The sequence below is a fragment of the Bordetella tumbae genome, assembly GCF_965139195.1.
Taxonomy (GTDB): Bacteria; Pseudomonadota; Gammaproteobacteria; order Burkholderiales; family Burkholderiaceae_B; genus Bordetella_A; species Bordetella_A tumbae.
The window spans coordinates 94,003-113,363 of sequence record NZ_CBCSJH010000014.1; the positions used below are offsets into that span (position 1 = coordinate 94,003).

Annotated in this window: 18 protein-coding genes and 1 pseudogene; 15 read left to right on the top strand and 4 right to left on the bottom strand. The window is 58.9% G+C overall.

Translation table 11 applies throughout. The features are described from left to right. Window positions 1-15 precede the first annotated feature (15 nt). From ACNA0J_RS16165 to ACNA0J_RS16215, 11 genes are all read left to right on the top strand, one after another. Window positions 16-990 carry an ABC transporter permease gene (locus ACNA0J_RS16165; protein WP_415819893.1) on the top strand — a complete coding sequence of 325 codons (975 nt, stop codon included), beginning with the start codon at window positions 16-18 and terminating at the stop codon, window positions 988-990. After that, window positions 987-1,919: an ABC transporter permease gene (locus ACNA0J_RS16170; protein ID WP_415819894.1), complete on the top strand. Its 933-nt coding sequence runs from the start codon at window positions 987-989 to the stop codon at window positions 1,917-1,919. The genes ACNA0J_RS16165 and ACNA0J_RS16170 overlap by 4 nt, the downstream gene beginning before the upstream one ends. Before the next feature lie 13 nt (window positions 1,920-1,932). Beyond that, the gene (locus ACNA0J_RS16175; RefSeq protein WP_415819895.1) at window positions 1,933-2,973 is read left to right on the top strand and encodes an ABC transporter ATP-binding protein; all 1,041 of its coding nucleotides are present in this window, start codon (window positions 1,933-1,935) and stop codon (window positions 2,971-2,973) included. Continuing rightward, complete coding sequence (locus ACNA0J_RS16180; RefSeq protein ID WP_415819896.1) at window positions 2,973-4,040, top strand: ABC transporter ATP-binding protein; 1,068 nt, start codon at window positions 2,973-2,975, stop codon at window positions 4,038-4,040. The genes ACNA0J_RS16175 and ACNA0J_RS16180 overlap by 1 nt, the downstream gene beginning before the upstream one ends. A 101-nt stretch (window positions 4,041-4,141) precedes the next feature. After that, window positions 4,142-5,341: a M20 aminoacylase family protein gene (locus ACNA0J_RS16185; RefSeq protein WP_415819897.1), complete on the top strand. Its 1,200-nt coding sequence runs from the start codon at window positions 4,142-4,144 to the stop codon at window positions 5,339-5,341. A 112-nt stretch (window positions 5,342-5,453) separates the two neighbouring features. Further along, window positions 5,454-6,356, top strand: a complete 903-nt coding sequence (locus ACNA0J_RS16190; RefSeq protein ID WP_415819898.1) for a TauD/TfdA dioxygenase family protein — start codon at window positions 5,454-5,456, stop codon at window positions 6,354-6,356. A 2-nt stretch (window positions 6,357-6,358) separates the two neighbouring features. Then, window positions 6,359-7,405: an ABC transporter substrate-binding protein gene (locus ACNA0J_RS16195; RefSeq protein ID WP_415819899.1), complete on the top strand. Its 1,047-nt coding sequence runs from the start codon at window positions 6,359-6,361 to the stop codon at window positions 7,403-7,405. Next, complete coding sequence (locus ACNA0J_RS16200; protein ID WP_415819900.1) at window positions 7,406-8,218, top strand: ABC transporter ATP-binding protein; 813 nt, start codon at window positions 7,406-7,408, stop codon at window positions 8,216-8,218. 93 nt (window positions 8,219-8,311) lie between these two features. Continuing rightward, a complete protein-coding gene (locus tag ACNA0J_RS16205; protein ID WP_415819901.1) occupies window positions 8,312-9,187 on the top strand; it encodes an ABC transporter permease in 876 nt (291 codons plus the stop codon). A 107-nt stretch (window positions 9,188-9,294) separates the two neighbouring features. After that, window positions 9,295-10,380 (top strand): calcium:cation antiporter, encoded by a 1,086-nt coding sequence (locus ACNA0J_RS16210; RefSeq protein ID WP_415819902.1) that lies wholly within the window; start codon window positions 9,295-9,297, stop codon window positions 10,378-10,380. Between the two features lie 49 nt (window positions 10,381-10,429). Then, a complete protein-coding gene (locus ACNA0J_RS16215; RefSeq protein WP_415819903.1) occupies window positions 10,430-10,921 on the top strand; it encodes a low affinity iron permease family protein in 492 nt (163 codons plus the stop codon). A 70-nt stretch (window positions 10,922-10,991) separates the two neighbouring features. Here ACNA0J_RS16215 and yidC read toward each other — a convergent pair whose 3' ends face one another. The 4 genes from yidC to rpmH form a co-directional block, all read right to left on the bottom strand. Further along, window positions 10,992-12,686 (bottom strand): membrane protein insertase YidC, encoded by a 1,695-nt coding sequence (gene yidC / locus ACNA0J_RS16220; RefSeq protein WP_415819904.1) that lies wholly within the window; start codon window positions 12,684-12,686, stop codon window positions 10,992-10,994. 61 nt (window positions 12,687-12,747) lie between these two features. Further along, complete coding sequence (yidD, locus tag ACNA0J_RS16225) at window positions 12,748-13,020, bottom strand: membrane protein insertion efficiency factor YidD (RefSeq protein ID WP_415808211.1); 273 nt, start codon at window positions 13,018-13,020, stop codon at window positions 12,748-12,750. A 4-nt stretch (window positions 13,021-13,024) separates the two neighbouring features. Next, window positions 13,025-13,405 carry a ribonuclease P protein component gene (locus ACNA0J_RS16230; protein ID WP_415819905.1) on the bottom strand — a complete coding sequence of 127 codons (381 nt, stop codon included), beginning with the start codon at window positions 13,403-13,405 and terminating at the stop codon, window positions 13,025-13,027. Between the two features lie 48 nt (window positions 13,406-13,453). Next, a complete protein-coding gene (rpmH, locus tag ACNA0J_RS16235; protein ID WP_003800771.1) occupies window positions 13,454-13,588 on the bottom strand; it encodes a 50S ribosomal protein L34 in 135 nt (44 codons plus the stop codon). A gap of 281 nt (window positions 13,589-13,869) precedes the next feature. Here rpmH and ACNA0J_RS16240 point away from each other — a divergent pair. The 4 genes and pseudogenes from ACNA0J_RS16240 to gyrB all read left to right on the top strand — a co-directional run. After that, on the top strand, window positions 13,870-14,188 hold a 319-nt coding region (locus ACNA0J_RS16240; RefSeq protein ID WP_415819906.1), incomplete at its 3' end, for a DnaA N-terminal domain-containing protein. A 1-nt stretch (window position 14,189) separates the two neighbouring features. Then, a pseudogene (dnaA, locus tag ACNA0J_RS16245) lies at window positions 14,190-15,330 on the top strand (chromosomal replication initiator protein DnaA); the annotation flags it as partial. A 2-nt stretch (window positions 15,331-15,332) separates the two neighbouring features. After that, window positions 15,333-16,442 (top strand): DNA polymerase III subunit beta, encoded by a 1,110-nt coding sequence (gene dnaN / locus ACNA0J_RS16250; RefSeq protein WP_415819907.1) that lies wholly within the window; start codon window positions 15,333-15,335, stop codon window positions 16,440-16,442. Window positions 16,443-16,538: 96 nt separating this feature from the next. Next, the gene (gyrB, locus tag ACNA0J_RS16255) at window positions 16,539-18,992 is read left to right on the top strand and encodes a DNA topoisomerase (ATP-hydrolyzing) subunit B (protein WP_415819908.1); all 2,454 of its coding nucleotides are present in this window, start codon (window positions 16,539-16,541) and stop codon (window positions 18,990-18,992) included. Window positions 18,993-19,361: the final 369 nt, after the last annotated feature.

The following is a 19,361-nucleotide window of genomic DNA, read 5'->3' on the forward strand; positions in this document are numbered from 1 at the left end:
AGGAGTCGCATCGACGTGCTGGCCACTATTATTCGCAGGCTGTTGCAGACGCTGATCGTGCTGCTGGTCATGTCGGCGTTGGTGTTCACCGGGATTTATCTGGTGGGCGATCCGATTTCGATGTTGGCCAGCCCCGAGGCGACCGATGCGCAGCGTGAAGCAATCCGCGTATCGCTGGGCTTGGACAAGCCGTTGTGGATGCAGTATCTGGTGTTCATCGGTCATGCTGTGCAGGGCAATTTTGGCAATAGCTTTTTGACGGGCGAGCCGGCGATGCGCCTGATCCTGGAGCGCATGCCGGCCACGCTCGAGCTGGCCTGTGTGGCCATGCTGATGTCTGTGCTGATCGGTGTGCCACTAGGCATCGTCGCGGGCTTGCGGCCCAAGGCGGTAGGTTCTCGCGCCATCATGACGGGCTCGGTGCTGGGATTTTCCCTGCCTAATTTCTGGGTCGGCTTGATGTTGATCATGCTCTTTGCCGTCACGCTGGGGTGGCTGCCGGCGAGCGGGCGCGGCGACACGGTGTCGGTGTTGGGCGTGCCGCTGAGCGTGTTGACGCTGGATGGATGGGCGAGCCTGATCTTGCCGGCGTCCACGATTGCATTGGCCAAATGCGCCATGATTGTGCGCGTCACACGGGCGGCCACGCGCGAGGCGCTGCCCATGGACTACATCAAGTTTGCGCGTGCCAAAGGGCTCGCGGAAAAGCGTGTGCTAGGCGTGCATTTGCTCAAGAACATCCTGATTCCGATCGTCACCGTTGCGGGGCTGGAGTTTGGGCAGGTCGTGGCGTTTGCTGTCGTGACAGAAACGGTATTTTCCTGGCCAGGCATGGGCAAGCTGCTGATTGATTCCATCATCAATCTGGATCGCCCTGTGGTGGTGGCCTATCTGATGTTGATTGTATTTTTCCTGGTTATCCTGAATCTGGTGGTGGACATTATCTATACCGTGCTGGATCCGCGCGTACGTCTGGAGCGTCGAACATGACGACGCCGGTTTCCCCTGTCGAGACAACGACAACATCTGCGCCCGTCGCGCGGGTGGAAACGCCGCTGCGCCGGTTTCTGGCGGACTTCTGTGCCAGTAAATTGGCGCTGTTCGGCGTCGTGCTGCTGCTGTTGACGGTAGGCGCAGCGATATTCGCGCCATGGATCGCACCGCAGAATCCCTTTGATATTGCCACGTTGGATATCCTCGATTCCAAATTGCCGCCCGGCAGCGTGAGTGGCGATGGCAGCATGACCTATTGGTTGGGTACCGACGGTCAGGCGCGGGATGTGTTCTCGGCGATTCTGTATGGCATGCGCACGAGCCTGATGGTCGGTTCGATTTCCGTGCTGGCGGCATTTGCGATCGGCGCTACGGTCGGCTTGATCGCTGCATACTTTGGCGGCCGCATCGATGCATTCTTGATGCGGGCTGTGGATATCCAGTTGTCGTTTCCGGCGATTCTGGTGGCCTTGATTTTGCTGGCTATCCTGGGCAAGGGTGTGGATAAGGTCATCATTGCGCTGGTGGTGGTGCAGTGGGCCTACTTTGCACGCGCAGCGCGCGGAGCCGCGCTGGTCGAACGCGGCAAGGAATATGTCGAGGCCGCCCGTTGCATGTCATTGGGTTGGGGGCGCGTGTTGTTTCGCCACGTGTTGCCCAACTGCATGCCGCCGCTCATTGTGATTGCGACGATCGATTTGGCGCATGCCATTGCCCTGGAAGCCACGCTGTCGTTTCTGGGCGTAGGCGTGCCGGTGACGGAACCCTCGCTGGGGATGTTGATTTCCAATGGCTTTGAATATCTGCTGTCGGGACTGTATTGGATTTCTTTCTTTCCCGGCATCGCCCTGGCCATTGCGATTATCGGCATCAATCTGGTGGGCGATCATCTGCGTGATGTATTGAATCCGCATAACGCGGCTTGAGCAGCGGACGACTATGAGCTCTCAAACGACCATTGACCATCGCGATAGTGCTCCCATAGCGGCCCCTGTGAGTGCTGCGAACCGTGACGGCAGGACGGTGTTGGAGGTGCGTGGACTGAAAACGCATTTCTTCACCCGCGCGGGAGTGGTCAAGGCCGTCGACGGTGTGGATCTGTCGGTGGGAGCGGGTGAGATTCTGGGATTGGTCGGGGAGTCCGGTTCGGGCAAGAGCATCACGGGTTTTTCCTTGTTGGGTCTGGTTGATGCGCCTGGCCGGGTCGTCGAAGGCGAGATCCGTTTCAACGGCGAAGACTTGCGTCAGGCATCGGCACAACGCTGGCGCGAGCTGCGCGGCAACGATATCGCGATGATCTTTCAAGATCCGATGATGACGCTGAATCCCGTATTGCGCGTAGATACGCAGATGATAGAAACGGTGCTGGCGCATCGGCGCGTCAGCCGCACGCAAGCACAGGCCCGTGCATTGGAGGTCTTGACCAAAGTCGGCATCCCCTCGCCTCAGGAACGATTGCGTGCCTATCCTCATCAATTGTCGGGCGGTATGCGGCAGCGGGTGGCGATCGCGATTGCGTTGTTGAATGAGCCTCGCCTGATTATCGCGGACGAGCCGACCACCGCACTGGATGTGACGATTCAAGGACAGATCCTGTATGAGATGCAGAAGCTGTGCCGCGAGACGGGGACAGGACTGATCTGGATTACTCACGATCTGGCCGTCGTGGCAGGATTGGCAGACCGTGTGGCGGTCATGTATGCGGGCCGTGTCGTAGAAACCGGAACGACCGAGGCCGTGATCAGCCATGCCCTGCACCCCTATACGCATGGCTTGATTGCGTCTATCCCCACACCGAACACGCGCGGCCAGCCCCTGGACCCGATACCTGGCATGACGCCCTCGTTATTGAATCTGCCGCAAGGCTGTGCCTTTCGCACGCGCTGTCATCGCGCGACCGATGCCTGTACGCAGGCGCCCGAGGCGGTGGAACATCGGCCCGGGCATTGGGCACGTTGCTGGCATGCAGGAGAACGCTAGTGCAGACTGTTGAACTCGTGCCACCGGATTCCAGCGTGTCTGTCGCCAATACCGTGCCTATTTTGTCGTTGCGGCAGGTCGAGCAGCACTTTGTCCAGCCGGTCGACCTGGCGGGCCGTATTGCGAACTTGTTTGGCGCAGGCCTGAAAACGCTGGTGGTACAGGCGGTCGCTGGGGTGGATCTGGATGTTTATCCAGGCGAGGTGATCGGCATCGTGGGCGAGTCCGGCTGCGGTAAGTCGACCTTGGGCCGGATGGTGGCGGGAATTTTGCGGCCGACAGGGGGACAGATCGATTACCAGGGAACCCCTGTGACGCAGATGTCGGCGGCGCAACGGCGTGCGTACGAATTAAGCGTGCAGATGATTTTTCAGGATCCGTACGCCTCGTTGAACCCCCGTATGCGGGTGGTCGACATCATCGGCGAGGCACCTGTGGCGCATGGCCTGATCCGCTCGGGAGAGAAGGCCAGCTATGTCGCGGGCCTGATGAGCCAGGTGGGGCTGGACCCGACTTATGCTCAGCGTTATCCACACCAGTTTTCCGGAGGACAGCGCCAGCGTATCGGCATTGCGCGGGCGTTGGCGTTAAAGCCGTCGGTGATCGTGTGTGACGAGGCCGTGGCGGCCCTGGATGTGTCGATTCAAGCCCAGGTGTTGAATCTGTTCGCCCAATTGCGCCACGAGCTGGATTTGACCTATCTGTTTATCAGCCATAATCTGAGTGTGGTGAGCCATATCTCGGATCGCGTGGCCATTATGTATCTGGGGCGTATCGTCGAGATTGCTTCGACCGACGCGGTGTTTTCCCGGGCGAATCACCCCTATACGCAGGCGTTGCTGAAAGAACTGCCGGATTTGCGGCCCGGCCGGCGCGATTACCGGCCGATCAAGGGCGAACTACCCTCGCCGCTGGCGCCTCCGGCTGGGTGCGCCTTTCATCCCCGGTGCCCGCATGCGATGCCGCGTTGCAGCACGGAGCGGCCGCTGTTGCGTGCGGTGGCGCCAGGTCACGCCAGCGCCTGCCATTTGAATGACGCGCCAGCGGGCCATTTGCCGTCGGGATGATGGCTGGCCTCCGGTCGCAGTATGCCCGCCGTGCTGAAAATTTGATATCGGATGCGGATTCCTACGGGATCTAACCCCTTTTATTTTGTTTACCTTCTGCCATGAAAACTCTAGACGAAATCGAACGTGCCCATGCTGACCTGACCGCTTTGCGACGTGATATCCATGCGCATCCGGAATTGGCTTTCCAGGAAACGCGGACCTCGGCACTGGTTGCCGAGCGCCTGCGCAGCTTTGGGATCGAGGTGCATACGGGCTTGGGCAAAACGGGTCTGGTGGGCGTGCTGAAATCAGGCAACAGCGGCAAGACATTGGGGTTGCGCGCCGATATGGACGCCTTGCCGATGCCGGAGCACAACCGCTTTGAGCATAAATCGACGATCGCAGGCCGCATGCATGGCTGTGGCCACGATGGGCATACGACGATGTTGCTGGGAGCGGCGGAGTATTTGTCCAAGCATCGTAATTTCGACGGCACGGTACATTTTATTTTTCAGCCGGCCGAAGAAGGCGGCAACGCCGGCGCGCGCGCCATGATGGAAGACGGTCTTTTTGACCGTTTTCCGTGTGACGCCGTGTTTGGTTTGCACAATATGCCGGGCATGCCGGTCAATCAGTTCGGTTTTCGCAGCGGACCGGCCATGGCGTCGAGCAACCGCTGGGATATCACGATCCGTGGGGTGGGCGGCCATGCCGCACAGCCGCATAACGCGGTAGATCCCATCATCATCGCGGCCGACATGGTGCACGCTTTGCAGACCTTGATTTCGCGCAGCAAGGATCCTTTGGAATCGGCGGTGCTGACGATCACGCAGATTCACGCCGGAGACGCGTATAACGTAATCCCCGGCGATGCCGTATTGCGGGGCACCGTGCGCACCTATACCGTGGATGTGCTCGACAAAATCGAAGACGGAATGCGCCGCATCGCGACGACGCTGCCCCAGGTATATGGCGCCACCGGCGAGCTGGATTTCGTGCGCGCATATCCGCCGCTGGTGAATTGGGAAAAAGAAACCAAGTTTGCCGCAGACCTCGCACGCGAGGTGTTTGGCGACGAGCAGGTCAACTGCGATATTCCGGCGTTCATGGGCGCCGAGGATTTTTCTTTTTATCTGGAAAAAGTCCCGGGCTGCTACCTGTTTCTAGGCAATGGCGATGGGGACCACCGGATCGCCAGCTATCACGGCATGGGTCCATGCCAGTTGCATAACCCCAACTACGACTTTAACGATGCATTGCTGCCGGTCGGTGCAACGTATTGGGTCAAGCTGGTCGAGAAATTTTTGGCAAAGGCATAAGTTAATAACTCCAAACCCATATGACAAAGTGATCTGATTAAACTCCGATAACGTCGTTTGGGTTTGAATAAGCCTTTTGCATAATGGATTGCTCTGAATACCGGAGCAATCCATGTCTACACGTAGCAACGCGGCACGCCTTGATGAAGTCGACGACGCTGCGCAGGCATTCGAGGTTCGGCCTCTGCCCGGCGGGATCGGCGCGGAGATCGTTGGCATTGATCTAGGCTGCACGCTGAACGCCAGCGACTTTGCGCGTGTGCATCGCGCCCATCTGGATCACCATCTGGTGGTGTTTCGCGATCAACGCATTACTCCCCAGCAGCACATCGATTTCAGCCGCCGTTTTGGCAAGCTGATGATTCATGTACTGCATCAGTTTCACTTGTCCGGGCATCCCGAGATCCTGATCGTCTCGAACATCGTCGAAGACGGCAAACCGGTGGGCTTGGGTGATGCCGGCAAATACTGGCATTCCGATATCTCGTACAAGCCGCTGCCCAGCCTGGGCTCGCTGCTGCATGCGCAAGAGTTGCCGTCCGAGGGCGGCGATACGCTCTTTGCCGATATGCACGTGGCCTACGACTCGCTGCCTGCGCACTTGCGCGACGCTATCGATGGCCGTCAAGCGGTGCATTCGTATCTGGCCAAGTACGGCCAGATGCAGAAAGAGGCAAATTGGCGACCGACGCTCAGCCCAGAGCAGCTCGCACAGGTCAAGGAAGTCGCGCATCCCGTAGTGCGTACGCATCCTGAAACGGGGCGCAAAGCGCTATTCGTCAGCGAAGGCTTCACTACCCGCATCGAGGGGCTGCCTGAGGACGAAAGCCAACAGATCCTGGCAGAACTCTTTGCCCACAGCGTCAAGCCCGAACATATTTATCGCCATCAGTGGCGCGAACATGATCTGGTGTTCTGGGATAACCGGTCGCTGATCCATTTGGCGGCAGGCACCCCGACGCATCTGCGCCGCAAACTCTACCGAACCACTATTGAAGGCGACACGCCGTTCTGACCATGGCCATGACTCATATTCTTAAACAACGTGTGGGCCGCGCCGTCGGTGCAGGCTTGCTTGCCGTCGCGATCGCGATCATGGCGCTCGTTTCGCCCACGCCTGCGGTGGCGGAAGAAGGCCGCCTGCGGATTGCCGAGCAGTATGGCGTGGTGTATTTGCTGTTGAATGTCGCACGTGATCAGCAACTGATTGAGAAGCACGGCAAGGCAGCCGGTGTAGACATCAAAGTCGATTGGGTCAAATTATCGGGCGGTGCGGCGGTCAACGATGCACTGCTCTCGGGCGGTGTGGATATTGCTGCAGCGGGCGTGGGTCCGTTGCTGACGATCTGGGATCGCACGCATGGCCGGCAGAACGTCAAGGGCGTGGCGTCGCTGGGTAATTTTCCGTATTACCTGGTGTCGAACAACCCGGCCGTAAAAACTATCGCAGACTTTACCGACAAGGACCGTATCGCGGTCCCCGCGGTGGGTGTGTCAGTGCAATCGCGAGTCTTGCAGCTGGCTTCGGCCAAGCAATGGGGTAATGACCAATACGCCAAGCTGGATGCGATCTCGGTCGCCGTGCCACATCCTGATGCGACGGCGGCCATCATCTCCGGCGGAACGGAGATCTCTGCCCATTTTGGCAATCCGCCTTTTCAAGACCAGGAGCTGGCTGAAAATCCGAAGGCGCATATCGTGCTGAACTCATACGACGTATTGGGCGGCCCGGCATCATCAACAGTGTTGTTCGCTACGGAAAAATTCCGCAACGACAGCCCCAAGACGTATCGTGCCTTTCTGCAAGCTTTGCAAGAGGCAGCGACGTACGTGACGGCTCACCCTCAAGAGGCGGCCGACACCTATATCCGTGTCACGGGTGCCAAGCTGGATCGCGATTTCCTGATCAAGGTCATTACCAATCCCGACGTGAAATTCACGCTGCAGCCGAACAATACGCTGGGCCTGGCAAAGTTCATGCATCAGATCGGTGCGATCAAGAATGCGCCTGTGAGCTGGCGTGATTATTTCTTCGAAGATCCCGCCATTGGCGAGGGAAGCTGAATGTCTACCGCCCACGCTCCGTTGCTGCAGGTTCGCGATCTGACGCTGGAATACAAGACGCCGCAGCGCCGCGTGCGCGCTACGCACGAAGTCAGTTTCGATGTGTATGACGGCGATCGCTACATTTTGCTGGGCGCATCGGGGTGTGGGAAATCGACATTGCTCAAGGCGATTGCTGGCTTTGTACCGCCTGCAGCCGGACAGATATTGCTGGATGGCAAGGCTGTCTCTGGTCCGGGACCTGATCGCATCGTTGTGTTCCAGGAGTTCGATCAATTACCTCCCTGGAAGACGGTGTTGCACAACGTCGCGTTTCCGTTGGTCGCCACGCGCAAACTGGGCCGCGCAGAGGCGCGCGAGCGCGCGTTGCATTACTTGGACAAGGTAGGTTTGACGGCGTTTGCCGATGCCTATCCGCATACGCTGTCGGGCGGGATGAAGCAGCGCGTGGCCATTGCCCGTGCGCTGGCCATGCAGCCGCGTGTTCTGTTGATGGATGAACCCTTTGCTGCGCTCGATGCGTTGACGCGCCGCAAGATGCAAGAAGAACTGCAGGGACTCTGGGAAGAAGCAAATTTCACGCTGTTGTTCGTGACGCACTCCATCGAAGAAGCGCTGGTGCTGGGCAATCGGATACTGCTGTTGTCACCGCATCCGGGGCGCGTGCGCGCGGAACTGAACGCCCATCAATTTGCGTTGCATAGCCAAGGTTCGGCGGCATTTCAAACAGCCACGAGGCGTATTCACGATTTGTTGTTTGATGTGCCCTCACCTCAGCATGCCGAGCATCAAGCGCAGCGGCGTGCCGCTTGATCCACGAGGTGGTGTCGGCGGGTTGTCGGTTGCGAGGCGTCGCATCCCAGCGCTGATGGGCCTCGCGCCTTTATTGGATAAAAGGAATCTGCCATGACGCTTCGTGCGGATGGCGCCGTGGTGCGCCCCGAAGTTGAATATGTCTTGCCTCCTCTGCCGGGTTTAACGGCAGAAACCCCCCTGTCCTGGTTTGAGCGGCTGCGACAACATGCGGCGTTTCGCAAGACGCTGATCTTATTGGTGTTGGCCTTGGTATGGGAGGCTGCTGCGCGCTATACCGACAATGATTTGCTGTTGCCAGGCGCGTGGCAGACGGCTCAGGCCTTTGCACAGGGCATGATCGATGGTGAGTTGCCGGCCCGTGCGTTTCAATCGCTGGCCGTGCTTTTAAAGGGCTATGTTGCAGGCATTGTGTTGGCATTCCTGCTGACCACGTTGGCCGTGTCGACGCGCGTTGGACGGGATATCTTGTCGACCCTGACGGCCATGTTTAATCCTTTGCCTGCGATTGCCTTGCTGCCTCTGGCCTTGTTGTGGTTTGGCCTGGGCGAAGGCAGCCTGGTGTTCGTGCTGATTCATTCCGTGCTGTGGGCGCTGGCATTGAATATTTATTCGGGATTTCAGGCGGTGCCAGAAACCTTGCGCATGGCCGGGCGCAATTATGGCCTGAAGGGACCGAGGTATGTCCTGGGTATTCTGATTCCTGCGGCGCTGCCTGCGATTCTGGCTGGATTGCGCATCGGTTGGGCCTTTGCCTGGCGCACGCTGATTGCGGCGGAACTGGTGTTTGGTGCTTCTAGCGGCAAAGGCGGACTGGGCTGGTACATATTCCAGAACCGCAATGAGCTCTATACCGATCGCGTGTTTGCGGGCTTGGCCGCGGTGGTACTGATAGGGCTGGCCGTGGAGAATCTCGTGTTCAATACGTTGGAACGCGTCACGGTACGGCGTTGGGGCATGCAACGCTAGATCAATCAGTTTGCGGACGCCCCAGGCATGCGATTTGCTGTGGGCAGTCATGATTGAGCACAATACTATCCCGGGAGTAAGCTGCCGTACCAACCCGGGAAAATTTCATGCAAGCACTACTGAAGCAGGAAAAACTGCTGCTGCTGGCTGTCGTCGCCGTGGTTATTGCCTACGCGGCAGGCGACCGCTTGACCGTTCACGGCGCTATCACTGCTGCCGTCGCGACGGCACTGTTGGTGATAGCCATCATTTGCGCATCGCAGCGGGTGGCCTTTCATGCCGAGCAACTGGCGCATCGACTCGGCGACCCATATGGGACGATGGTGCTGACGTTGTCGGCCGTGTTGGTCGAGGTGGTTGTACTGGGTATTGTGATGTCGCACGACACCTCGCCCACCTTGGTACGCGACACCATCTATGCGGCGGTCATGCTCGATATCAACGGCATTCTCGGCCTGGCGGCGCTGATGGGCGGCATCAAGCATGGCGAACAGTCATACAACGACGACTCGGGCCGCGTCTATACCGTGATGATACTCACGGCCATGGCGATTTCCATGATCGTGCCCGAGTTCGTTCCGCGCGATCGCTGGCATCTTTATTCCGGCTTTACGATTTTCATCATGATCATGCTGTATGCGGTGTTTCTGCGTATGCAGACGGGACCGCACAGTTATTTTTTCAGTTATGCCTATCCCGAAAAACGGCGTCGAGCAGCTACGCCGCCGTCTCGTGGCCCCGATACGTTATGGTCGGTGGGGTTGTTGGTGGTAGGTGTGGTGATCATCGGCGCCCTGTCGGAGGTCATGGCCCAGTCGCTGAATGTCTCGCTCGAACATGTCGATGTTCCGCCGGCGTTTCCTGCCCTCGTGGTCGCGCTGATCTCGGCCAGCCCGGAAATTCTGACTGCGTTGCGGGCGGCATTGGCCAATCGCATGCAGTCGGTCGTGAACATCGCCCTGGGGGCGTCGTTGTCGACGGTCATTCTTACCGTGCCGCTGATGGAAGCGCTGGCGCTCTATACCGGCCAACCCTTCGAGATGGCCATGACGCCGATCCAGACCATGATGGTGCTGGTTACGCTGGTGGTGACCGCCATCAATCTGAACGACGGCCAGACCAATGCCATCGAAGGCATGACGCATTTCGCTTTATTCGCTACGTTCTTGATGCTGTCCGCCTTGGGTTTGTAGCAGAAACCTTGGCGGGCTCCGGTTTTCCCTCACTGCAGAGGAGCATGCCATGAACCACAAAATCAATAAGGCGCGACAGCGTGATACCGCGGCCGATCGTTTAACGGGCAGCACCGCGGCTCGAGAGCATAGACATCAGCAGACCGGATCCTCTCAATCGAGGATGGCCCGCCTGTTCGATCATTTCGCCAGCGCCGTTGCCCGGGCCACGGGTTCTCCCCTGGCCTTTGGCTGCGCTGTATTGATCATTCTGTTGTGGGCGCTGGCTGGCCCGTGGACCGGGTTTTCCGAAGTGTGGCAATTGGTCGTCAATACGGGCACGACCATCATTACTTTTCTGATGGTCTTTTTGATCCAGCAGAATCAGAACAAGGATAGCCGTGCCTTACACGTCAAGCTGGATGAGTTGCTGATGGCGCTAAAGGGTGCCAGCGACCAATTGGTCGATATCGAGGACATGGAAGAAGACGAAATCAACGAGATTGCCGAACGGTATCGCCGGCTGGCCATGGCCGCGCGCAAGCTCAAGGATTCGAAATAATGCGGGCTCATGACAAAAGCCCCCGGTGCTGGGCAGCAACGCGGGGGCTTTCGCCTGGCGACGCCGGACGTTAGCGGCTGGCCGCCTCAGCGGCTTTGCGCTCGATACCGCGCGTAATAGTCCACTGCTGTGCGATCGACAGCGTGTTGTTGACGCACCAGTACAACACCAGGCCCGCCGGGAAGAAGAACATCATCCCGCCGAACACCAGAGGCATGATCATCATGACCTTGGCCTGGATGGGATCCGGCGGCGTGGGGTTCAGCCTGATCTGCAGGAACATCGTAGCCATCATCACTGCCGGCAGGATGAAGTACGGATCACGTACCGACAGGTCATGTACCCACATGATCCACGGCGCACCGCGCATTTCGACGCTGGCCAACAGCACCCAGTACAAGGCGATGAACACCGGGATCTGTACCACCATGGGCAGGCAGCCGCCCAAGGGGTTGATCTTTTCGGTGCGATACATCTCCATCATGGCCTGATTGAGTTTCTGGCGATCGTCGCCAAACTTTTCTTTCAGGGCCTGCAGACGGGGCGCGACTTGTTTCATCCGTGCCATCGAGCGGTAGCTGGCAGCGGCCAGCGGGAAGAACACCGCTTTGATGATGACGGTCAGCGCGACGATGGCCCAGCCCCAGTTGCCCAGCAGGCCGTGCAGCCAGGTCAACAGCGAGAACAGCGGCTTGGCGATGATGCTCAGCCAGCCATAGTCGACCACTGTGTCGAGTCCGGGCGCCAGCGCGGCCATGGCTTTTTGGTCCTGAGGACCGACCCACAGGTGCGAGTCGACCTGGGTCGTCGCGCCGGGCTGCACCGTACCGACGGCTTCGATGCTGCGGGCCGCGTACAGGTTGGGTTGGACCTGCAGCAGTTCGTTCGTACGGGCCTTGCCTTCCGGCGGAATCCAGGCGGTGGCAAAGTAATGCTGAACAATCGCCAGCCAGCCATTGTCGGCCTGCTTGATATAGGTGCCCTTTTGTTTGGCGATATCCGAGAAGGTGACTTTTTGGAATTTGTCTTGTTCGGAGTAGACCGCGACGCCAGTGAACGTGTGATAGAAACTGGAGGTATCGGCCGGATCATTGCCGTCGCGCTCGAGCTGCAGGTACAGCGAAGGCGCCAGCGCCTGGCCCGAGACGTTGTTCAGGGCATGCTGGACGTCAATGTCGTAGCGGCCGCGGTGCAGCGTATAGGTCTTGGTGACTTTCAGGCCACCGGATTCGGCCTCGAAGGAGACGTTCAGGGCATCGCCCGACAGCTCGCGCTCGGTGGAGGTCAGACGGAACGGTGTCTGGTGATTGGGGAAGCTTTCGCCATTGGGCGCGCCCACCAAGCCGGACTGCACGACGTAGGTCAGCTCGGGAGAGCGATCGAGCAGCACGGTGGGCTTGTTGGGTTGGCCCGCGGTCGGGTATTTCAGCAACTCGGCACGGACCAGCTGGGCGCCTGCCGTATCGAAAGTCAGACGCAGCACGTCCGTCGTAATGACGACCTGCTCCGCGCGGGCGGGAGCCTGTGCTGGCGTTGCGCCGGGAACCGTGCTGGGCGCAGCGGCAGCAGGCGCGTTGGGCACCGACGGTGTCGCAGCCTGTCCGTTGGCACCGGCTTGCGCGCCGTTGGTGGATGATTCTGCGCTGGAGGAAGCGGGAGGCGTCCCGAAAAGCGACGGTTTGCCGCTATGGACTTGCCAGTTGTTCCACAGAAGCAACAGCGAGAAGGAAAAAATCATCCACAGGATGGTTCGTCGGATATCCATGGTGCCTACGGTAGGTATGCGGGCCGGCCAAAATCGGAGCGGCAAACCCGCAAGTTTAGCGTCAATTGGGATCAGTGCGGCGATGATGCGCGCAGCATGAGGCCCCATCGGGGTGATGCGAAGGCGGTACCGGGTCGTGTCCGCCTGGTGACCAAGGGTGACAGCGGCCAATACGGCGCGCCGCTAACCATAGACCACGCCAGGCACCATGTTGTTCAATCGCCTGGATTGCATAAGCCGAACAGGTCGGCGTGAACCGGCATTGCCGCCCCAGCCAGGGGCTGAGAAAAAAGCGGTAAAACCGGATGGGCGCAATGAGCAGGGCTTTGAGCATGGCGTCATTCCCGTGGCTTGAGGCGAGCAAAGTGAGCGTCCACTTCGGCGCGAGCCAGCCGTTTTAGTGCCGTCAAGGACATGGGTGCCACCTTGCTGTGCAAACGCAACACGTAGTCCTGGGGGGGCAGCTGCAGCCGGCGATGCCGGAAGGCCTCGCGAATGACCCGCTTGAGCGCGTTGCGCGTCGACGCATGCGCGGCGAAGCGCTTGGCGATGACCATGCCCAGACGTGCCTGAGCCGCTTGACCCGTGGGCAAGCCACTGGGCGCGGCGGCACTGAGAATGAAGAAAGCCCCTCGGGCCAGCCGTCGGCCTTTCAGGCCGATAGCAAACTCAGAGGGGCGATGCAGCCGCGCCTCTGGAGGAAGCGTGGCGCGCGGCATGAACAACCAGCGGTCGATGCGAGAAACGCAACAGACCCGGTGCTGACCTTAGACGGCCAGACGCTTGCGGCCCTTGGCGCGGCGAGCGTTCAGCACGGCACGGCCGCCGCGGGTTTTCATGCGCACGCGAAAGCCGTGGGTACGCTTGCGGCGGGTAACTGAAGGTTGGTAGGTGCGTTTCATGGACGATCCACAAAAAGAACAAGAGTCAGAAGGGACCTGCCCGACGGGTTCCTGGCCAGTGCATTGTGCGTTGGCCTACATAGTGGCTAAGGGGCGCGGGGCCTCTCAGGCGTAGTAGTAAAAGAACCTTCTGACAGACAGAATTCGGAAAAGCCCATCATTTCAGCAAGTTTTCTCTGCTTTGTCAAACAGTTACGGCAAAGGAGCCGTGAAGGGACCAGAATAGCCTGTGGATAACCTGCCCCTAACCAAGGTAGAATCGAGGTTTGAATAAGAGCGACATGAAAGAATTCTGGCAGACCTGCGTCAGTCGTCTAGAGCAGGAACTCCCCCCTCAGCAAATCAGCGCCTGGATACGGCCGCTGGTACCGCTTGCGTACGACGAAACGCAGGCAGTGTTGCGCGTAGCCGCTCCCAACCGCTTCAAGCTGGATTGGGTGCGCAAGAACTTTTCTCACCAGATCGAGGCATTGGCCGCTGAATGGTTTCAGCGGCCGGTACAGGTGGCGTTCGAGTTGCCCGCCAATGGCGCTGCAGCCCGTATTCCGACGGCCCCACGGGCGCCGGTACCCAGCGCCGCACCGCCGGGTCCAGTCGCGGNCGCCGCGCTTGCCGCGGCGGCGCCGCCAGCCCCAGCGGCTGTTGCGCCTGTTCCTGCAGCACCCGCAGTCAATGTGGCAGCGGCGATGCAGGCTGATGCCGCTGGCGTGGTGTACGAACGTTCGCGCCTGAACACCGATTTGACCTTTGAAAACTTTGTCACCGGCAAGGCCAACCAATTGGCCCGCGCGGCGGCATTGCAGGTGGCTGAAAATCCCGGCATTTCCTATAACCCGCTGTTTTTGTACGGTGGCGTGGGGCTGGGCAAGACTCACCTCATTCACTCCATTGGCAACGCCATGGTGGCGGCGGGCACGGGTGTGCGCGTGCGCTACGTCCATGCGGACCAATATGTGTCTGATGTGGTCAAGGCCTATCAGCGCAAGGCGTTTGACGACTTCAAGCGCTATTACCACTCGCTGGACCTGCTGCTGATCGACGATATTCAGTTTTTCTCGGGCAAAAGCCGCACGCAGGAAGAATTCTTTTATGCGTTCGAGGCGATGGTGGCGCAGCGCAAGCAGATCATCATCACCAGCGACACCTACCCTAAAGAACTCGCTGGTATCGACAGCCGTTTGATTTCGCGTTTTGATTCCGGCCTGACGGTGGCGATCGAGCCGCCCGAGCTGGAAATGCGCGTGGCCATTCTGCTGCGCAAGGCCGAATCCGAAGGCGTGCCGATGCCCGAAGAGGTCGCCTTCTTTATCGCCAAACACTTGCGCAGCAACGTGCGTGAGCTCGAAGGCGCCCTGCGCAAGGTCCTGGCCTACGCCCGTTTTCACGGGCGCGATGTGGTATCGGTCGATGTGTGCAAAGAAGCGCTTAAAGACCTGTTGTCCGTATCGAATGGCCAGATCACGGTGGAAAATATCCAGAAAACCGTGGCGGATTTCTACAAAATCAAGGTCGCCGACATGTATTCGAAACGGCGGCCGGCCAATATTGCTTTGCCCCGTCAGGTCGCGATGTACCTGGCCAAGGAGCTAACCCAAAAGAGCCTGCCCGAAATCGGCGATCTATTCGGCGGCCGCGATCACACGACCGTGCTGCACGCAGTACGCAAGATCTCTGATGCCCGCGCCAAGCAGGCAGAGCTGAACCATACCCTGCACGTGTTGGAACAAACTCTAAAAGGATGAACATGCAACTCGTACAAACCACGCGCGATGCATTGCTGAAACCGCTGTCGACAGTGGCGGGAATCGTCGAAAGACGCCATACCCTGCCCATCCTCGCGAACATCCTCATGCGCAAAGAGGGCAGCAAGGTTGCTTTCATTGCCACCGATCTTGAAGTGCAAATCACCACGCACGCGGATTTTGGTGTGGGCGAGGATAACGAGTCCACGACGGTGGCCGCGCGTAAGCTGCTGGACATCCTGAAGGCGCTGCCCGATACGGGCGAGGTAAAACTGGCATTGGCCAGCAACAAGCTGTCGGTGCAATCGGCAAAGAGCCGTTTTGCTTTGCAAACGCTGGCTGCCAGCGAGTTTCCTACCGTGGCTCAACCTGAGAAATGGGATGTGTCGCTGACGCTGCCGCAACGCACCTTGCGTCATTTGCTGAACATGGTGCACTTTGCCATGGCGCAGCAGGACATCCGCTATTACCTGAACGGCATGTTGCTGGTGTTTGAAGCCGGCTGCGTACGTGCTGTGGCGACCGATGGCCACCGTCTGGCGCATTGCGCGACCGAGGCCGAAGGCATTGCCCAACGTCACGAAGTCATCGTGCCGCGCAAGACTGTGCTGGAAATGCAGCGCTTGCTCGAGGACTCGGACGAGCCGGTATCCATCGACGTGGCGCCGGGCCAGATTCGTTTCCGTTTCGGCGAAGTCGAACTCGTGTCCAAGCTGGTCGAGGGCAAGTTCCCCGATTTCACGCGCGTGATCCCATCGAACTACACGCGCCAGTTCCTCATCAGCCGCGAGGCGCTGCAAGGCAGCTTGCAACGTGCCGCGATTTTGACGACGGACAAGTTCAAGGGCGTGCGCCTGCAGTTGGCGCAAAACCTGATGAAGATTTCTTCTTCCAACGCGGAACAAGAAGAAGCCCAGGAAGAACTCGATATCGATTACGGCCATGAGCCCTTGGATGTCGGTTTCAACGTCAGCTACTTGTTGGACGTGTTGTCCAACGTCAAGGCTGAAAACATTCAGTGGTCGGTGATGCCGGATGCCAATGCATCGGCGTTGCTCACCCTGCCCGATGACGACCAGTTCAAGTACGTCGTCATGCCCATGCGGATTTAATTTTTGCCCATGGGTTGATGCCGTGGGGGCGTGTAGCTCTACCGTCCGCCGCGCTCTGGCCGTGAGGCCGTTTTTTGAAGTGTTAGCGATATAAACATGTCAGATCAGCAGAACAGCAATCCCGAGAACACCGGCTATGGCGCCGATTCGATCAAGATGCTCAAAGGGCTGGAGGCCGTACGCAAACGCCCGGGCATGTACATCGGCGATACCTCCGACGGCACGGGCTTGCATCATATGGTGTTCGAGGTGGTGGACAACGCCATTGACGAAGCCTTGGCGGGTTATTGCGACGACATCGTGGTGACCATCCATACGGATAACTCGATTTCCGTCTCTGATAACGGTCGTGGCATTCCTACCGACGTCCATAAGGACGATGAGTTCGGCCGCAGCGCTGCCGAAATCGTCATGACCGAATTGCACGCGGGCGGTAAGTTCGACCAGAACTCGTACAAAGTGTCCGGCGGCCTGCACGGTGTGGGTGTGTCGTGCGTGAACGCCTTGTCCGAGTGGTTGCGATTGACGATTCGCCGCAATGGCGAAGTGCATCAGATGGAGTTTCGCCAAGGTGAGCGCGTCGCGCCCCTGGCGGTGACCGGTACGACCGACAAGCGTGGAACGGAAGTCCGTTTCCTGGCCGATCCGATCATCTTCAACAACATCGAATATCACTACGAGATCCTGTCCAAGCGCTTGCGCGAGTTGTCGTTCCTGAATAACGGGGTGAAGATCCGTTTGGTCGACCAGCGCCAGGGCAAAGAGGAAAACTTCGCGTTTTCCGGCGGGGTGCGTGGCTTTGTGGAATACATCAATCGTTCCAAGACGGTGTTGCATCCGAACGTATTCGCGGTGAGCGCCGAGTCCAGCGCCGGTGGCGTGCCGGTGACTGTCGAGGTCGCCATGCAATGGAACGATTCGTATAGCGAAACCGTGTTGTGCTTTACCAATAACATCCCCCAGCGCGATGGCGGTACCCATATGACGGGTCTGCGCGCGGCCATGACGCGCATCATCAACAAGTACATCGCCGACAACGAGCTGGCCAAGAAAGCCAAGGTCGACACCTCGGGCGATGATATGCGCGAAGGCCTGGCTTGCGTGTTGTCGGTCAAGGTGCCCGAGCCCAAGTTCAGCAGCCAGACCAAAGACAAGCTCGTGTCCAGCGAAGTCCGCCCTGCCGTCGAAGACGCGGTGGCGCGTACGCTGGAGAGCTGGTTGTTGGAAAACCCCAATGACGCAAAAGCCCTCTGCGCCAAGATCGTCGAGGCTGCACGTGCTCGCGAGGCTGCCCGCAAAGCGCGTGAAATGACGCGCCGCAAGAGTGTGCTTGAGGGCGCCGGCCTACCCGGCAAGCTCGCCGATTGCCAGGAAAAAGACCCCGCATTGTGCGAGCTGTACATCGTCGAGGGTGACTCGGCAGGCGGCTCGGCCAAGCAAGGCCGCGACCGTAAATTCCAGGCTATCCTGCCGCTGCGCGGCAAGGTGTTGAACGTGGAAAAAGCGCGCTTTGACCGCCTGATCGCCAGCGAACAGATCGCGACCTTGATCACGGCATTGGGCACCAGCATCGGGCCGGATTTCAATGCGGAAAAGCTGCGCTATCACCGTCTCATCATCATGACTGACGCGGACGTTGACGGTGCGCACATTCGTACGCTGTTGTTGACGCTCTTGTATCGTCAGATGCCCGAGCTGCTTGAGCGCGGTTATGTGTACATCGCGCAGCCGCCGCTCTACAAGGTCAAGGTCGGCCGCGAAGAGCGTTATCTGAAAGACGACCAGGAAGAAGCGCAATTCATGCTGCAGCTGGCGTTGAAAGACGCGCAGCTAACGCCCTCGCAAGACGCCGCGCCTATCACCGGAGAGGCCCTGGCTGAACTCGCACGTCAATACGTGTTGGCCGATGCGGTGATCGCGCGCTTGTCGCGCCTGTTCGATGTGGATGCCTTGTCGGCGATGGCCGAAGGCGTGGAAATCGATTTGTCCTCGGCTGATGCCGCTAACGCATCGGCACAACGTTTGACCGAAGCATTGCGTGGCGCCGTCGCAGGCAACGGTGTGGAAGTCGTCGCCGAGTTCGACGAAGCGCACGAGCAATACCGTCTGATGGTGCGTCGCATGCATCACGGTAATGTGCGGGTCAGCGTCATCGATGCGGACTTTGTGCAGGGCGCGGATTATGCAGTGCTGGCCAAGTCGGCCAAGACCTTCATGGGCTTGATCGGCGCGGGCGCACTGGTAGCGCGTGGCGAAGGCGACAAACGCAAAGAGCAATTCGTGTCGGATTTCCGCGAGGTCATGCAATGGCTGCGCAGCGAGGCCGAGCGCGGTATTTCGAAGCAGCGCTATAAAGGCCTGGGCGAGATGAACCCCGAGCAATTGTGGGAAACCACGATGGATCCCAAAGTCCGTCGTTTGCTGCGTGTGAAGATCGAAGACGCGATCGCGGCCGACGAGGTGTTTACGACCTTGATGGGCGACGATGTCGAACCGCGTCGTGCGTTCATTGAAACGCATGCGTTGTCGGCATCGAATATTGACGCTTGATGCTCTAGGGTCTTGTGGGGCGTCAGATTTGTCTCGGATGACCTAGATTTTTCGATGAGGGGCTGCTGAATGAGGCAGCCCTTTATTTCTTTAGAGGGCCTGCAGTACCGCGTCGGCCTGTGGGTATCCAGCACTTCGGCCTAAGCGCCTTGCTGGCGCATGTCTGTGATCTGGGTCGAGATGTGCAAGTGGATTAACGGGCTTCGCGGCATGACTTCCTCTCGGCTCATCCGGCCGACCGGACTCATCTAAAATCGATCTTTATGCCATATGCGCTCAATTTTACGAGCATATAGCCCCTACGGCATCTTTTGCTGTACAGTGCATCTTAAATCGAACTGTAAGGGGCTTATAGGTGATTTCCCGATC

Excerpts from the sequence above, each read along its gene's own strand:
- ACNA0J_RS16190 (WP_415819898.1), top strand. The coding sequence starts at position 5,454 with ATGTCTACACGTAGCAACGCGGCACGCCTTGATGAAGTCGACGACGCT.
- dnaN (WP_415819907.1), top strand. The coding sequence starts at position 15,333 with ATGCAACTCGTACAAACCACGCGCGATGCATTGCTGAAACCGCTGTCG.
- ACNA0J_RS16230 (WP_415819905.1), bottom strand. The coding sequence starts at position 13,405 with ATGCCGCGCGCCACGCTTCCTCCAGAGGCGCGGCTGCATCGCCCCTCT.
- yidC (WP_415819904.1), bottom strand. The coding sequence starts at position 12,686 with ATGGATATCCGACGAACCATCCTGTGGATGATTTTTTCCTTCTCGCTG.
- ACNA0J_RS16205 (WP_415819901.1), top strand. The coding sequence starts at position 8,312 with ATGACGCTTCGTGCGGATGGCGCCGTGGTGCGCCCCGAAGTTGAATAT.
- ACNA0J_RS16215 (WP_415819903.1), top strand. The coding sequence starts at position 10,430 with ATGAACCACAAAATCAATAAGGCGCGACAGCGTGATACCGCGGCCGAT.
- yidD (WP_415808211.1), bottom strand. The coding sequence starts at position 13,020 with ATGCTCAAAGCCCTGCTCATTGCGCCCATCCGGTTTTACCGCTTTTTT.
- ACNA0J_RS16195 (WP_415819899.1), top strand. The coding sequence starts at position 6,359 with ATGGCCATGACTCATATTCTTAAACAACGTGTGGGCCGCGCCGTCGGT.
- ACNA0J_RS16210 (WP_415819902.1), top strand. The coding sequence starts at position 9,295 with ATGCAAGCACTACTGAAGCAGGAAAAACTGCTGCTGCTGGCTGTCGTC.
- ACNA0J_RS16170 (WP_415819894.1), top strand. The coding sequence starts at position 987 with ATGACGACGCCGGTTTCCCCTGTCGAGACAACGACAACATCTGCGCCC.
- gyrB (WP_415819908.1), top strand. The coding sequence starts at position 16,539 with ATGTCAGATCAGCAGAACAGCAATCCCGAGAACACCGGCTATGGCGCC.
- rpmH (WP_003800771.1), bottom strand. The coding sequence starts at position 13,588 with ATGAAACGCACCTACCAACCTTCAGTTACCCGCCGCAAGCGTACCCAC.
- ACNA0J_RS16175 (WP_415819895.1), top strand. The coding sequence starts at position 1,933 with ATGAGCTCTCAAACGACCATTGACCATCGCGATAGTGCTCCCATAGCG.
- ACNA0J_RS16200 (WP_415819900.1), top strand. The coding sequence starts at position 7,406 with ATGTCTACCGCCCACGCTCCGTTGCTGCAGGTTCGCGATCTGACGCTG.
- ACNA0J_RS16185 (WP_415819897.1), top strand. The coding sequence starts at position 4,142 with ATGAAAACTCTAGACGAAATCGAACGTGCCCATGCTGACCTGACCGCT.